We start from the raw sequence: 14,779 nt of genomic DNA on the forward strand, positions 1-14,779 counted from the left end.
CCGCGTCTGGCGTGTCGGGGCTCCGCCCCGCCACGCCGGCCGCGGGTGCGACTTGCGTGGGTCGTCCGACGGTGTGGTTGCGGTAAGTGCGTGGGCTGCGGGCTGCGGGCTGCGGGGGTCCGACAAGGGTTTCCCCGCTACCCCTACCCCCGGGGGGTTCCTACGTTGCTCTCACTCGCCACGCGCCGGCACCACCGGGACGGCGGGCTCCCATCCCCCACATCCACAAGGGAGCACCACCCACATGAGAACCAGAACGCTGCTCGGAGCGGCTCTGGCGGCCTCGGTCTCGGGCGTCCTCGCCCTGGCCCAGGTGCCGTCGTCGATCGCGGCCCAGGCCCCCTCCCACACCTCCACCACGGCCGCCACCCCGGCCCACACCGCTCCGCACGCCGACAAGCGGCAGGCGAATCGGGTCGCGGCCGACTACGTCGTCGACCACCGAGGCGCCTTCAAGGCGAGCCGCCACGACGCCTTCCAGCGGGTCGGCACCACCGCCGCCACCGACGGCACCCAGTACGTCGCCTACGACCGCACCTACCGCGGCCTCCCGGTCGTCGGCGGCGACTTCGTGCTCGCCGTCGACCGCACCGGCAAGGTCACCGGCCGCAGCGCCACCCAGCGCCAGGTCATCGGGCTGCGTTCGGTGACGCCGCGGGTCAGTGCGGCCGCCGCCCAGCGCCGGGCCCGCGGTCTGGTCGGGACGGTCAGCGGCACGTCCAAGCCCGAGCTCGTGGTGCTCGCCCGGCACGCTCCCCGGCTCGCGTGGTCCACGCTCGTCACCGGCACCACGAAGAACCGGCCGACCAAGCTCACCGTCTACACCGACGCGCGCACCGGCACGGTGCTGGGCAGCTGGGACCGGGTGGTCGACGGCAGCGGCAACGGCTACTACTACCCCGGCGTCACGATCGGCACCTCGCTGAGCGGCTCGACGTACCGCATGTCCGACGCGAGCCGCTCCGGAGTCTCCTGCGCCAACCAGGCCGGCACCATCTACACCGGCTCGGACGACGTGTGGGGCAACGGCTCGGGGACCAACCTCGAGACCGCGTGCGTCGACGTGCTCTACAGCGTCGACAAGGAGGTCGACATGCTGTCGTCCTGGCTCGGGCGCAGCGGCGTCAAGGGCAACGGCTCGACGTACCCGGCGCGAGTCGGGCTCGCGGACGTCAACGCCTACTTCGACGGCACCAAGGTCAACTTCGGGCACAGCCAGGACAACGCCCGTCAGCTCACGGCGATCGACATCGTCGCCCACGAGCAGGGCCACGGCGTGTTCGAGACCACCCCGGGCGCCTCGACCGGCGACAACGAGACCGGCGGCATGAACGAGGCCACCGGCGACATCTTCGGTGCGCTCACCGAGGCGTACGCCGCCAACCCCAACGACCCGGCCGACTTCATGGTCGGCGAGGAGGCCGACCTGGTCGGCAACGGCCCGATCCGCTACATGTACAACCCGAGCCTGGTCGGCGACCCGAACTGCTGGTCCTCCAGCATCAAGAACACCGAGGTGCACGCGGCCGCTGGCCCGCTCAACCACTGGTTCTACCTGCTCTCCCAGGGCTCGAACGGCTCCCCGGCCTCACCGACCTGCAACGGGTCCACGGTCACCGGCGTCGGCATCCAGACCGCGGGCAAGATCTTCTACAACGCGCTGTTGATGAAGACGACGTACTGGACCCACGGCAAGGCGCGGGTCGCGTCGCTGACCGCGACGAAGAACCTGTACGGCAGCACCGACTGCACGACGTTCAACCGGGTGAAGTCGGCCTGGGACGCCGTCTCGGTCCCGGCCCAGTCCGGTGAGCCGACCTGCGGGTCGGGCGGCGGTGGCGGCGGCACCTGCACCGAGGTGACCGCGACCGGGACCGCGAGCTCGGGCTACTCGACGTACAAGCCCTCGTCGACCGGCTTCTCGGTCACCACCTCGGGCGCCATCAACGGCTGCCTGACCGGGCCGAGCGGCACGGACCTCGACCTGTACCTGCAGAAGAAGAACAGCAGCGGCAGCTGGGTCGACGTCGCGGCGAGCGAGAGCTCCACCTCGACCGAGTCGATCGCCTACTCGGCCACGGCCGGCACCTATCGGTGGGACGTGTACGCGTACTCGGGCTCCGGCTCGTTCACGCTGAAGTACGACACCCCCTGACAGAGGCCGGACATGCGCGGGGGCCTCGGCGATGCCGAGGCCCCCGCCCCTTTGTCCGTTCGGCCGCGTTGCGAGGGGGTGCCCCGGGCCGGCGTACAAAGGGTGAACCCCTCGCTGCATGGGGTCAGCAAGGGGTTCTTGCCGACATCACGAAGTGCTCCCTCCGAAGTCGACGAACCCAGGGTGGCATGACCCGGTCGGCCTGTCAGCGGTTTGCGTCAAGGCGGCTCCGGCGTGACGGGCCGGAACCGGGGTGCAAGGCTGGGCGCATGAACGGACTGGACCTCCTCGGCCCCCAGCAGCGGGGCCTCTTCATCGGTGGCACCTGGCGCGACGCGGCGGGTGGCAAGCGCCTGGACGTGATCGACCCCGCGGACGGCTCGGTGCTGACCGACGTGGCCGACGGCTCGGTGGCCGACGCGGTCGACGCGCTCGACGCCGCGGTCGCCGCACAGGCCTCCTGGGCCACCACCCCGCCGCGCGAGCGCGGCGAGATCCTGCGCACCGCCTTCAGCCTGGTGACCGGCCGGGCCGAGCAGTTCGCGCACCTGATGAGCCTCGAGATGGGCAAGACCGTCGCCGAGGCCGAGGGCGAGGTGGCGTACGGCGCGGAGTTCTTCCGCTGGTACTCCGAGGAGGCGGTGCGCATCCACGGGCGCTGGATGCAGGCCCCTGGAGGCGGCAGCCGGCTGCTGACCATCAAGAAGCCGGTCGGTCCCTGCCTGTTCATCACGCCGTGGAACTTCCCGCTCGCCATGGGCACCCGCAAGATCGGCCCCGCGATCGCGGCCGGCTGCACGATGGTGGTCAAGCCCGCCAGCCAGACCCCGCTGACGATGCTCGCGCTGGCGGCGGTGCTCGAGGAGGCCGGCCTGCCGGCCGGTGTGCTGAACGTCGTCACCACCAGCCACACCGGCGAGTTCAGCCAGACGCTGCAGGCCGACGACCGGCTGCGCAAGGTCAGCTTCACCGGGTCCACCGGGGTCGGCCGGGTGCTGGTCCGCCAGTCGGCCGACCAGCTCCAGCGGCTCAGCATGGAGCTGGGCGGCAACGCACCGTTCCTGGTCTTCGAGGATGCCGACGTCGACGCCGCGGTCGACGGTGCGATGGTCGCGAAGATGCGCAACATGGGCGAGGCCTGCACCGCCGCCAACCGGTTCCTGGTGCACCGCTCCGTGGCCCAGGAGTTCGCCGACAAGCTCGGCAAGCGGATGGGCGGGCTGACCGTCGGCCGCGGCCAGGACACCGGCGTCGATGTCGGGCCGCTGATCGACGAGCGGGCGGTCGAGACCGTCAGCCAGCTGGTCACCGACGCGGTGCACGACGGCGCGACCGTCGTGTGCGGGGGAGCGGTGCCGGACGGCCCGGGCTACTTCTACCCGCCGACCGTGCTGCTCGACGTGCCGGTCGAGTCCGAGATCAACGTGCAGGAGATCTTCGGCCCCGTCGCCCCGATCACCACCTTCGAGGGCGAGGCCGACGCGATCCGGCTGGCCAACGACACCGAGTACGGCCTGGCCTCCTACGTCTACACCCGTGACCTCGCCCGCACGATCCGGCTGGCGGAGGCCCTGGAGTTCGGGATGGTCGGGGTCAACACCGGCCTGATCTCCAACCCGGCCGCGCCGTTCGGGGGCGTGAAGTCCAGCGGGTTCGGGCGTGAGGGCGGCTTCGAGGGCATCGAGGAGTACCTCGAGACGACGTACGTCGCGCTGCCCGGCGGCTGACCGGCGTCGGCACACCCGGGGGGTCAGCCGGTGCGGTGGGGCCGGGCCAGGGCGGCGAGCCACCGGTCCCAGCCCCGCATCAGCCGGTCACGCCCGCGGACCGGGTGCTGGTCGGACACCCAGTAGCCGAACAGGTCATCGGTTGTGTCGGTGCGGTGGTGCAGGCGCAGCCACACCGGCCGGTCGTCGGCCCGGACGGCGCCGAGCGCCGCCTCGACCAGCCGCGCCACGTCGGGGCCGTACCGCGCGATCGTGAGCCGCTCGGGCTCGACCGGCCCGGGGAGGCGGACGTCGAGGTCGAGCAGCAGGTGGTCGGCGCGCCGCTCGAACCGCCAGGTGGGGGCCGGCGCCGGCAGCGCCTCCGAGGACACCGAGCGCTGCACCGCCTGGAAGAGCACCACGTCGGTGGGCGACACCCGCCCCGCGACCACGAACGCGGTGCCGCCGTTGCGGAACGTCCACGTCGTGTCGTGGAAGCCGTAGCCGATCCGGCTGGCCTCTCCGACATCGTGGCCGACGCCCGGGCCGGAGTCGACGACGATCGTCTCGTTGCCCGGCTGGTAGGAGTAGGTGACGTCGCCGAGCAGCGCGGACCCGACGCTCAGCCAGCTGGCCAGCACGGTGGGCTCGGCCTCGCTGCCGATGAAGGCGTCGTCGACCACGAGCGTGTCCGTCCCGGCGTCGGCGGGCGCCAGGTCGAGCCGGTACGGCGGGTAGTCGGCCTCGTCGGCGACCCGGTCGATCTCGGTGAGCAGCCGGGTGAGCTCGCGCTCGGTGGCGACGCCGGTGTAGGTGACCGCGATCGCCGCGGCGCGGTCCTCGGTGGGCGTGGTGACGGTCGCGTCGCCGACCTGGTGGAGGCGGCCGAGCCGGGTCTGGACGCTGTGCGCCTGGTCGAGCGCGGTGCTGCAGCCCGCGAGCAGGGGCCCGGTGAGCAATGGGACGGAGAGCACGGCCAGGGCGGAGGCGCGCGCCACCGCCCTTCGCCCCCCGAAGGTTCCCATGCCCAGCATGGTGGCCTATCGCGCGTTCGCCCGGGCGAGAACCGGTGATGATGTGACCATGGACGTCTTCGGGGACACCGTGTCGCAGTACGTCGAGTTCGCCGCGGACGCGGCCCCGACCTCGCCGTGCTTCGCGGACTGGGCCGCGCAAGTGGCCGTCGACGAGTCGGTGCTGGCCTGGTTGGAGACGCTGCCGGTGCCCAAGCGCCAGCCGAACCTGGTCTTCGCCGCCGCCCGCTGGCACGGCGTGCCGGCCCCGGGCCCCTACCCGGCACTGCGCGAGGCGCTGCTCGGCGACGACGGCGCGGTCCGCCGGACGATCCTCGAGCGCTCGACGCAGACCAACGAGGTGGGGCGGCTGGCGACGTTGGTGCCGGCGTTCGCGCTGGCCGCCGGGACCGAGCCGATCGCGCTGCTCGAGGTCGGCGCGAGCGCCGGGCTGTGCCTGTACCCCGATCGCTACCGCTACGCCTGGCGGACCGCCGACGGCGTACGACGGGCGGGCGCCCCCGGCCTCCCCGAGCTCGGGTGCGACGTGCTCGGTGACGGACCGCTCCCCGCCGCCGCTCCCGTGGTCGCCTGGCGGGCGGGCATCGACCTGAGCCCGGTCGACGTCGCCGACCCCGACCAGGTGCGCTGGCTGACCACGCTGGTCTGGCCCGAGCACGACGACCGCCGGGCCCGGCTGGAGCGGGCCGTCGAGATCGCGCGCCGGGATCCGCCGCACCTGCACCGCGGGGACCTGCTCCAGGAGCTGCCCGCTCTCGTCGACCGGGCGGCCGAGCACGGGCCCGTCGTCGTGTTCCACAGTGCGGTGATCGCGTACCTCCCCGACGAGGGGCGGGCTCGCTTCCAGGGGCTGATGTCCGACCTCGTGGCGGCCGGCCGGTGTCACTGGGTCAGCAACGAGGGGCCGCGGGTGCTCCCCGAGGTCACCGCGACCGCGCCCCAGGCGGCGCCCGAGGCCCAGCCGCCCGAGGACGAGCACGGCTTCGTGCTCGGGGTCGACGGCCGCGCGGTCGCCCGCACCCACGGCCACGGCCGCAGCCTCCGCTGGCTCCCCCACGTCGAGTCGTGACTTCTGCACGTCGAGTCGTGACTTCTGGCAGCCCCACCAGGCCCGAACTCCCGACTCAACCGTCGGAAATCCCGACTCAACCTCGGGTGGGAGGGCCGGGAGGGGCGGGAGGGTCAGGCGGTGACGGGCTCGGGGCCGAGGCTGCCGCGGAGGCCGGTGCGGGAGCGGATGCCGAGCTTGCGGTAGACGTGCGAGAGGTGCCACTCGACGGCCTTGACCGTGACGACCAGGTGGTCGGCGATCTGCCGGTTGGTCAGCCCGTCCGCGGCCAGGCGCGCGATCCGGCGCTCGGCGGCGGTGAGCGCGGCGAGCGCCTCGCCACGCACCGGCCGGGCCGGCTCACCCATCCGGTCGAGCAGCCGGCGGATCCGGCTCTGCAGCGGCCACAGCTCCTCGCCGCCGGCGTACGTCTCGGCCGAGCGCAGCAGCGCGAGCACCTCGTCGCGGTCGGGTCCGCGCGTGAGCAGCAGCAGCCCGGCGAGGTCGGTGGCGGTCTGCGCCGCCAGCCGCGCCGCGGGGACGCCGGCGAGCACCGCCCGGGCCTCGTACACCATCGCGATCCGGTCGCTGCTCGCGTCGACGCTCGCGAGCGTCCGCAGCCCCTGCGCGATCGCGTACGGCGCCTCCGCGGCGCGCGCCATCGCGAGGTGCTCGCGGGCCAGGGCGGCCCCCTCGCGCCGGTGTCCGAGGTGGATGGCGGCGAGCGCGGCCCCGAGCCGCCACGGGACCAGCGTCGGGTCGTCCTGGTCCTCGCTGACCAGCCGTCCGGCGCGCCCGAAGTGCCCGGCCGCGAGGTCCGAGTCGCCGGCCGCGGCCGACAGCTCGCCGCGGCCGTGGTGCGCGATCGCCCCGGTCCGGCCGGGCCGGTCGAGGAACGCGCCCAGTGCCTCGCCGAGCGTCATCGCCGCCGGCAGCTCGCCGCGGGCGAGCCGGCATTCGAGTGCGGTCGTCAGCACGGTGGCCCGGTCGAGATCATCGAGCTCGTCCCACCCGGTCGAGCGGACCTGGTCGAGATCGTTCAGCGCGGCCCCGATCCGGCCGGCCAGCGCACGGGCGCCGCCACGCGCGGCCAGGGCCCGCGCGTCGGTGAGATGGTCACGGGCCGAGGCCTCGGCGAGGTCGGCTCGGATCATGTCCGACAGCCTAGGAAGGCCGGGCGTCCGGGGTGGGCGAATCCCTCGGATCCGAGCAGTGGACCAGTCAGGTCGGGGTCAGGTCCGGCCGAGGAATCCCAGCAGCCGTTGGTCGTACGGCGCCATCGCGCGACCCCGGCGTGCCGCGGCGAACCGCACGCCGCGGTCGGCCGGGCCGACCAGCCGGTGCGCCACGGGCAGCAGCTCCTGGGCCAGCGCGGCCGGGATCGGGGCGCCCTCGCCGGTGCCCTGCCCGACGTCCCACCCGTGCACGGTGACCTCGAGCGCGGCGGTGGCGACCAGCAGCGGCATCCCGAGGTCGAGCCGGGCGGCGGCGCCCTCGATGACCACGTCGCCCGGCGCCGGCCGGCACCACACGCTGAGCAGCGCGCACGCCTTGGCCTGGATGGCCTCGACCCGGCCGGCGGACCGGCTGCCGGCGCGCACCTCCACCGCGCCCCCGGCGGCCTCGGTGAAGGCGTCGAGCCCGTCCTCCATGTGCGCGAGCAGGTCCGCGAGCGTCCACGCCTCGCACGGGGTGGGCCGGCCCAGCAGGTCGTCGCGCACGACGGCCAGCCGGGCTCGCGTGTAGCCCAGGGCCCGGTCGAGCAGCTCGACGGACCCGGGGAGGGTCTGGATCATCTGAGGCCGGCCGGTCAGGCCCCGCCGGGGCGGTGGTCGGCCGGCAGCCGGTCGGGCAGGCCGAACTTCGAGAACAGCCGGTGGTCGAAGAACGCGGTCACGTGGCGGACCCGGTCGCCGTCCAGCTCGAGCACCTGCAGCTGGAACGGCGTGAAGTCGCCCTGCGGCGTGCGCATGTAGAGCCCGTAGGCCGGCTGGCCGTTGGCCCGCGTCGGGAGCATCGGCATGTCGTGGGCGCCGCCGGGGCACTCGTTCCCGATCAGCCAGCCGATGCTGTCGGGGCCGCGGAACCAGCTGGTGAACGGCGGCATGTCCCAGGTGGCCTCGGCCGTGAGCAGGCCGACGATCGCGTCGACGTCCTTGCGCCAGAACGCGTCGACGTACCGCTCGAGCAGCTGCTGCTGCCCGGGGTCGAGGTCCGGCTCGACGGTCTCCTCGGTGAGACCGCGGTCGGCGAGCTGGGCGTGGGCACGCTGGAGGGCGGAGTTGACCGCGGCCGAGGTGGTGTCGAGCGCCTCGGCGACCTCGGCGGCCGACCAGCGCAGCACGTCGCGCAGGATCAGCACCGCGCGCTGCCGCGCGGGCAGGTGCTGGAGCGCGGCGACGAACGCCAGCCGGATCGAGTCGCGCTCGGCGACCACGACCGCGGCGTCGGGCACCGGCTCGAGCCAGGCGATCTCGTGGTTCTCCTCCAGCGCGTCGCCGGCCATCGCGTCCGGGGTGCCGAGGCCGGCGGGCAGCGGGCGCCGCGGGCGGCCCTCGAGGTTGGTCAGGCACACGTTGGTGGCGATCCGGTAGAGCCAGGTGCGCACCGACGAGCGGCCCTCGAAGTCGGCGGAGGCCTTCCAGGCGCGCAGGAACGTCTCCTGCACCAGGTCCTCGGCCTCGTGCACCGACCCGGACATCCGGTAGCAGTGGGCGAGCAGCTCGCGCTGGTAGCGCTGCGTCAGCGTCGGGAAGTCCCCGAGCTCCGACCTGCTCGTCTCGGCGCCGCTCGCCTGGGTCTGTGCCACGTCGCCCGCCTCCGGTGCCACCGCCGTCATCGTCTGCTCCTCGCCGTCGTCCAGTCTGCCTGTCCTACGGACCGGCGTCGACGGCGAAACTCATCGGTGCAGCCTCATCGGTGTGCGGGGGCGCCGATCTCGAGGGCCCTGCGGGCGGCGGGTACGGCGAGCTCGCGGTCGGCCGCCACCAGTCCGACCCGGGTGCGCCGGTCGAGCAGGTCGTCGACGTCCGCGGCGCCCTCGTGGGTGACCCCGAACAGCAGCTCGGCGAGGGTGACCGGCACCCCCGCGGCGACCGGTGCCAGCAGCTCCTCGTCGGACAGCCCGCTGACCTGGCGTGCGCTGTCGAGCACGAGCGCGGCGTCGGTGCCGTAGCGGCGCACCAGCCGGGCGGGCAGCTCGAGCGCGGCCAGCTCGCGGCGCGGCGCGGCGCCCAGCAGCGGGAGCGTGCGGGTCCGGCAGGGCCCGGCCGGCAGCCCGGCGGCCGCGACCGCGGCGTCGACGGCGTCCTCGGCCATCCGGCGGTACGTCGTGAGCTTGCCGCCCACGACCGTGACGACGCCGGTGGGGCTGGTGACCACGGCGTGCCGGCGGGACAGGTCGGCGGTGCGGGTCCCGTCGGCCCCGTCGACACCGAGGTCGAGCAGCGGCCGCAGCCCGGCGAACGCACCGACCACGTCGCCGTGGTGCAGCTGGTGGGAGAACGCCGCCGAGACCACGTCGAGCAGGAACCCGACCTCGGTCGCCGAGGGCTCGGGCACGTCGGGGATCTCGCCGTCCACCGGCTCGTCGGTGAGGCCGACGTAGACGGTGCCGTCGGGCTGGGGCAGCACCATCACGAACCGGTTGGTCTCGCCGGGCACCGGGCAGAACACGGACACGGCGAGCCCCGGCAGCGACTCGGCCCGCAGCACCAGGTGGGTGCCGCGGCTGGGCCGCAGCGTGATGCCCTCGACCAGCCCGCCGGCCCAGACGCCGGCGGCGTTGACCACGCTGCGGGCGGTCACGGTCGTGGTCTCGCCGCCCCCCGAGGGCAGAGTCTCGTCGCGGAGCCGGACCGAGGTGCCGGTGGCCTCGAGCACGCGGGCGTGGGTGCGCACGTGCGCGCCGTACGACGCCGCGGTGCGCGCGATCGTGATGACCAGGCGGGCGTCGTCCTCGAGCTGGCCGTCCCAGCCGAGCACCGCGCCGCGCAGCCCCGCCGGGCGCAGCGCGGGTGCCAGGCCGAGGGTCTCGGTCGCCGAGAGGTGGCGCGGCTTGGGGAGGGTCTCGGTGGGCGTGCGGGCGGCCCGGCGCAGCAGGTCGCCGGCCCAGAGGCCGCCCCGGGTGACGTACGACTGGAGCCGCGTGACGCTCGAGCCGAGCGGGATCAGCATCGCCATCGGGTGGGTGAGGTGGGGGGCGGTGACGTCCATGAGGATGCCGCGCTCGACCGCGCTCTCGTGGGCCACGCCCACCTGGCCCTTCGCGAGGTAGCGCAGGCCGCCGTGGACCATCTTGGACGACCAGCGGGAGGTGCCGAAGGCGAGGTCGTGCGCGTCCACGGCGAGCACGGAGAGGCCGCGGCTGACCGCGTCGAGGGCGACGCCGGCGCCGGTGACGCCGAGGCCGATCACGACCAGGTCGACGTCGCTGGGGGCGCCGGCGAGTCCGGGGGTGATGCGGGTGGCGGTCATAGCGGTGTTCGTGGTGGGGCTGGTGGTGGTGTTCATGGCTGGAGGCTCCGGGTCAGGGCGAGGGCGAGCTCGGCGTCGAGGTCGCCGAGCGAGACCTGGTCGTCGACCATCGTGTGCGCGGACAGCACGAACCCGTGGGTGGCGAGCAGCATCGCCCGCGCCATCGAGACCGGGTTGCCGGGCCGGGCGGCGCCCTCGGCCTGGGCCTCGCGGAGCGCGGCGACCGTGCGCTCGAGGATGCCGTCCTGGGAGCGGCCGCGCCGGGAGAACAGGTAGGGCAGGATCAGCTCGGGGTCGAGGTCGACGATGCGCACGAACAGCTCGTTCTCGCGCAGCCGCTGCACGGTGCCGACGATGTCGCGGACCAGCCGCTCGACGGTCGGGGCGTCCGGGTCGTCGTGGGCGAGCGAGTCGGCGACCACGTCGCCCCACTCGCGGGTCATCAGGTCGGCGAGCAGCCGGGGCATGTCCGCCCAGGTGCGGTAGATCGTCATCCGGGAGACCCCGGCCCGGCGGGCCACCTCGGTGAGCGTCGTACGCCGCCAGCCGACGTCGAGGATGCAGTCGCGGGCGGCGTCGAGGTAGGAGTCCCGCGGCTCGACCCGGTCCGGCTCGTTGTGACGAAGTGACGTCATGTGTCACACTGTAACACGTGAGCGCGAACCAGACCGAGATGCATCCGTCCCGCTGGGGCGACCCGACCCGCGCCCGGCCGCTCCCCGACGAGGCCCGCGGCCTGGTCGAGATGGTGTTCGGGGTCGACGACCGGCCCGCGGTCGAGCACCCCCCGCTCGCGCCGTCCACGCTGCCCGCCGACCTGGTCGCCGCCCTCCGCGAGGTCGTCGGCGCCGAGCACGTGCTGACCGACGACGAGACCCGGCGGCTGCGCACCCGCGGCAAGTCCACGCCCGACCTGCTGCGCGCCCGGGCCGGCGACCTGACCGACGCACCCGACGCCGTCGTCCGCCCCGGCAGTCACGACGAGGTCGCCGCCGTGCTGGCGTTCGCCGTCGAGCACCACCTGGCCGTGGTGCCGTTCGGCGGCGGTACGTCGGTGACCGGCGGCCTGGTCGCCCGGCGCGAGGGGTTCGCCGCCGTGCTGAGCCTCGACCTGGTGCGGATGAAGCGGCTGCTCGCGGCCGACCCCGTGTCGATGACCGCGACGCTCGAGCCCGGGCTGCGCGGTCCGGAGGCCGAGGCACTGCTCGCGGCCGAGGGGATGACGCTCGGCCACTTCCCGCAGTCCTTCGAGTACGCCAGCATCGGCGGGTTCGCCGCGACCCGCTCCAGCGGCCAGTCCAGCGCGGGCTACGGCCGCTTCGACTCCGTCGTGGTCGGCCTCACGGTCGCCACTCCCCAGGGCCGGATCGACCTCGGCACCGCACCGGCCAACGCCGCCGGGCCCGACCTGCGCCAGCTCTTCCTCGGCTCGGAGGGCACCCTCGGCGTGATCACCGCGGTGACCGTCCGGGTCCGGCCCGTGCCGGCCGTGAAGGCCTACGAGGCCTGGCGCTGGCCGTCGTTCGCCGACGGCGCCACCGCGATGCGGACCCTCGCCCAGGCCGGCCTGCTGCCGACCGTGCTGCGGCTCTCCGACGAGTCCGAGTCGGCGATCAACCTCGCCGACCCGGCCGCGATCGGGGGCGAGTCGAGCGGCGGCTGCCTGATGGTGGTCGGGTTCGAGGGCGAGGCGACGGCGGTCGAGGCCAAGCGGGCCGCGGTCACGGCCGTCTTCGAGGGCCTCGGCGGCACCAATGCGGGCACCGCGCCGGGGGAGAGGTGGGAGCACGGGCGGTACGACGCGCCGTACCTGCGCGACTCGCTGCTCGACGCCGGCGTGCTCGCCGAGACCCTCGAGACCGCGACGTTCTGGTCCAACCTCGACCGCGTCTACACGAGCGTGAAGTCGGCGCTCGAGGGTGCGCTCGGCCAGCCGTCGCTGGTGCTCTGCCACATCTCGCACGTCTATGAGACCGGGGCATCGCTGTACTTCACGGTCGCGGCCAAGGAGACCGACGACCCGCTCGGGCAGTGGCGCGCGGCCAAGGCCGCCGCCAGCGACGCGATGCTCGCGTCCGGCGCGACGATCACCCACCACCACGCGGTCGGCACCGACCACAAGCCCTGGTTCGCGCGCGAGATCGGGCCGGTCGGCGTCTCGATCCTGCGCGCCGTCAAGGCCGACCTGGACCCCACCGGGGTGCTCAACCCGGGGGTGCTGATCCCGTGACTGCCCAGAGAGACGGCAGGGCGTACACGTTCCTGGTCAACCCGTCCTCGGGCGGCGGCGCCGCGCCCGAGGCCGTGGTGCCGGTCGCCCGGCTGCTGCGCGAGGCCGGCTCGGAGGTCGACGTGACCTACTCGCCCGGCCCGCACGCGATGGTCGAGCTGGTCGGCGCGGCCGTCGACCGCGGCGACGTCGTGGTGTCGGTCGGCGGCGACGGGATGGTGTCCTCGCTGGCGGGTCTGGTGTCGGAGCGCGGCGGCACGCTCGGGCTGGTGCCCGCGGGCCGGGGCAACGACTTCGCCCGGATGCTCGGCGTCCCCGACGACGCCGCCGGCCAGGCGCGGCTGCTGCTCGGGAGCGCCGTACGCCGCATCGACCTGCTCTCGGTCACCGGTCTCGGACCGGTGCGGCAGGTGGTGGCGGGCTCGGTCTACGCCGGCGTCGACGCCCGCGCCGCCGAGATCGTCGACCGCGCGACCTGGCTGCCGCGGCGGCTGCAGTACCCCTACGCCGCGCTCCGCTCGCTGGCGACGTACCAGCCCGGGCGCTACCTCGTGTCCGTCGACGGCATGGAGCACACGTACGCCGCCGCCACGGTCGTGGTCGCCAACTCGGCGTACTACGGCAGCGGCATGAAGATCGCCCCCGCCGCCTCGGTCGAGGACGGGCTGCTCGACGTCGTGGTGATCGAGGCCGCGTCGCGGCTGGAGCTGATGCGGTCGCTGCCGAAGGTCTACGACGGCTCCCACGTCGACCTGCCCGAGGTCACCGTGCTCACCGGCACCCGCGTCGAGCTGCGCGGCTCGGCCCGCCACCCGATCCCGGCCGGCGGCGACGGCGAGCCGCTCGGCCCGCTCCCCGCCCTGGGCTCCCCACCCGCCGTCCTCAAGGTGCTCCCCTGGGCGCTCGCCGTCCTGGCCTGAGGGAGCCGAGGAAGGCCGACAGCTCCCCGGTGATCTCCCGGAGGATCTCGGCGGAGCGGTCGGGGTCGGAGGGGACCTCCATCAGGTGGTCGGCGTCCGGCACCTCGAGCACCTGCGCGCGGGTCGACCGGGCGGCCTCCCCGGACCACAGCTCGTCCTGGCCGCCGCCGACGAGCAGCACGGGCACCCCGTCGGAGACCAGCCGGGTGATCGAGTCGAGCACGCCGGGCAGGGTCACGAGCGGGGTGAGCAGCACGTAGGCGTCGGCCCGGGGGCCGGATCGTACGACGCGGGTGCCGAGCGACTTCGCCGCGAACAGCCACCGCTCCGGGGTCGGCGGCAACGCGCTCTCCTCGGCGACCGCGGCCGCGGCGTGCTCGGCGACCCAGCCGTTGATCCCCTCCAGCGACTCGGGCACCTGCCACCAGACCTCGCGCACCGACCACCCGTGGTCCTCCAACACCCCCCGCGTCCGCTGGAGGAGCGGCAGCGCCGGCGTGTAGAGCCGCCCCGGCAGGATCAGCGCCCGCCGGGAGGAGCGGTTCAGCGGAACGTCCACACCATCAGCTCCGTCGGCACCGCGGCGGTCACGGCCAGGCCGGGCCGGTCGGTGATCCGGAACGCGTCGCCGTCGGCCAGCGGCTCCGCCATCGACGACCGCCTGAGCGCGCCGCCCGCCACGAACACGTGCTGCAGCCGCTCGTCGGGCAGCGTCACCGTGTCGCCGGCGCCGAGCCGCGCGACCCGCAGGGTCGCGTCCCCGAGGGTCACGACCTCGACCAGCTCGCCGGGGGCGAGCTCGACCGCGCGCACGGAGTACGCCGGCGGCGTCCCGACCTCGTCCGGGGTCAGCCACGCCTGGACGAAGCGTGCCGGCCCGTCCGGGCCCGCGACCTCGGAGTGGGTCACGCCGCTGCCTGCGGAGAGCACCTGCACCATGCCCGGGGTGACGACCGCGGAGTGCCCCTCGGAGTCGTCGTGGACCAGCGACCCCGACAGCACCCAGGTGACGATCTCGAGGTCGCGGTGCGGGTGGGCATCGAACCCGGCGCCGGCGGCGAGCCGGTGGTCGTCGTGGCACACCAGCCGACCGAAGGCGACGTTGTCGGCGTCGTAGCGCTCGCCGAAGGAGAACGAGTGCCGGGTGAAGAATCCGTCCCCTCGCACGAGGTAGCGATCAGTTCCCCGGCGGATCTCGACGCTCACCGGC

The 14,779-nt window shown here is 74.4% G+C and carries 13 protein-coding genes; 5 read left to right on the forward strand and 8 right to left on the reverse strand.

Features of this window, described 5'->3' with window-relative positions:
• Positions 1-244 precede the first annotated feature (244 nt).
• Both QQZ14_RS07560 and QQZ14_RS07565 read left to right on the forward strand, forming a co-directional pair.
• Complete coding sequence (locus QQZ14_RS07560) at positions 245-2,155, forward strand: M4 family metallopeptidase (protein ID WP_284533629.1); 1,911 nt, start codon at positions 245-247, stop codon at positions 2,153-2,155.
• 269 nt (positions 2,156-2,424) lie between these two features.
• Positions 2,425-3,882: an NAD-dependent succinate-semialdehyde dehydrogenase gene (locus QQZ14_RS07565; protein WP_284533630.1), complete on the forward strand. Its 1,458-nt coding sequence runs from the start codon at positions 2,425-2,427 to the stop codon at positions 3,880-3,882.
• Positions 3,883-3,905: 23 nt separating this feature from the next.
• Here the strand turns inward: QQZ14_RS07565 and QQZ14_RS07570 are convergent, their stop codons facing one another.
• Positions 3,906-4,886, reverse strand: a complete 981-nt coding sequence (locus tag QQZ14_RS07570) for a hypothetical protein (RefSeq protein WP_284533631.1) — start codon at positions 4,884-4,886, stop codon at positions 3,906-3,908.
• A 58-nt stretch (positions 4,887-4,944) separates the two neighbouring features.
• On the opposite strand from QQZ14_RS07570, the gene QQZ14_RS07575 reads away from it, so the two are divergent.
• Positions 4,945-5,964, forward strand: a complete 1,020-nt coding sequence (locus tag QQZ14_RS07575) for a DUF2332 domain-containing protein (protein ID WP_284533632.1) — start codon at positions 4,945-4,947, stop codon at positions 5,962-5,964.
• Between the two features lie 113 nt (positions 5,965-6,077).
• On the opposite strand, the gene QQZ14_RS07580 is transcribed toward QQZ14_RS07575, so the two are convergent.
• The 5 genes from QQZ14_RS07580 to QQZ14_RS07600 form a co-directional block, all read right to left on the reverse strand.
• Positions 6,078-7,097: a LuxR family transcriptional regulator gene (locus tag QQZ14_RS07580; protein WP_284533633.1), complete on the reverse strand. Its 1,020-nt coding sequence runs from the start codon at positions 7,095-7,097 to the stop codon at positions 6,078-6,080.
• Between the two features lie 78 nt (positions 7,098-7,175).
• On the reverse strand, positions 7,176-7,739 hold the full coding sequence (locus QQZ14_RS07585; protein ID WP_284533634.1) for a TIGR03086 family metal-binding protein: 564 nt from the start codon (positions 7,737-7,739) through the stop codon (positions 7,176-7,178).
• 14 nt (positions 7,740-7,753) lie between these two features.
• The gene (locus QQZ14_RS07590; RefSeq protein WP_284533635.1) at positions 7,754-8,782 is read right to left on the reverse strand and encodes a sigma-70 family RNA polymerase sigma factor; all 1,029 of its coding nucleotides are present in this window, start codon (positions 8,780-8,782) and stop codon (positions 7,754-7,756) included.
• A gap of 74 nt (positions 8,783-8,856) precedes the next feature.
• On the reverse strand, positions 8,857-10,455 hold the full coding sequence (locus QQZ14_RS07595; RefSeq protein WP_284533636.1) for a glycerol-3-phosphate dehydrogenase/oxidase: 1,599 nt from the start codon (positions 10,453-10,455) through the stop codon (positions 8,857-8,859).
• Positions 10,452-11,054, reverse strand: coding sequence for a TetR/AcrR family transcriptional regulator (locus QQZ14_RS07600; RefSeq protein WP_284533637.1), 603 nt, complete (start codon positions 11,052-11,054; stop codon positions 10,452-10,454). The genes QQZ14_RS07595 and QQZ14_RS07600 overlap by 4 nt, the downstream gene beginning before the upstream one ends.
• Positions 11,055-11,071: 17 nt before the next feature.
• On the opposite strand from QQZ14_RS07600, the gene QQZ14_RS07605 reads away from it, so the two are divergent.
• Entirely contained in the window at positions 11,072-12,649 is a 1,578-nt protein-coding gene (locus QQZ14_RS07605; protein ID WP_284533638.1) for an FAD-binding oxidoreductase, read from the forward strand.
• Positions 12,646-13,569, forward strand: coding sequence for a diacylglycerol/lipid kinase family protein (locus QQZ14_RS07610; protein WP_284533639.1), 924 nt, complete (start codon positions 12,646-12,648; stop codon positions 13,567-13,569). Before QQZ14_RS07605 ends, QQZ14_RS07610 begins: the two co-directional genes overlap by 4 nt.
• Here QQZ14_RS07610 and QQZ14_RS07615 read toward each other — a convergent pair.
• Positions 13,532-14,128, reverse strand: coding sequence for a hypothetical protein (locus QQZ14_RS07615; RefSeq protein ID WP_284533640.1), 597 nt, complete (start codon positions 14,126-14,128; stop codon positions 13,532-13,534). The genes QQZ14_RS07610 and QQZ14_RS07615 overlap by 38 nt on opposite strands.
• On the reverse strand, positions 14,113-14,775 hold the full coding sequence (locus tag QQZ14_RS07620) for a pirin family protein (RefSeq protein ID WP_284533641.1): 663 nt from the start codon (positions 14,773-14,775) through the stop codon (positions 14,113-14,115). Before QQZ14_RS07620 ends, QQZ14_RS07615 begins: the two co-directional genes overlap by 16 nt.
• Between the last annotated feature and the right edge of the window lie 4 nt (positions 14,776-14,779).

Origin of the sequence: Nocardioides sp. T2.26MG-1 (assembly GCF_950101795.1) — a bacterium.
In the GTDB taxonomy this organism is placed as follows: Bacteria; Actinomycetota; Actinomycetes; order Propionibacteriales; family Nocardioidaceae; genus Nocardioides.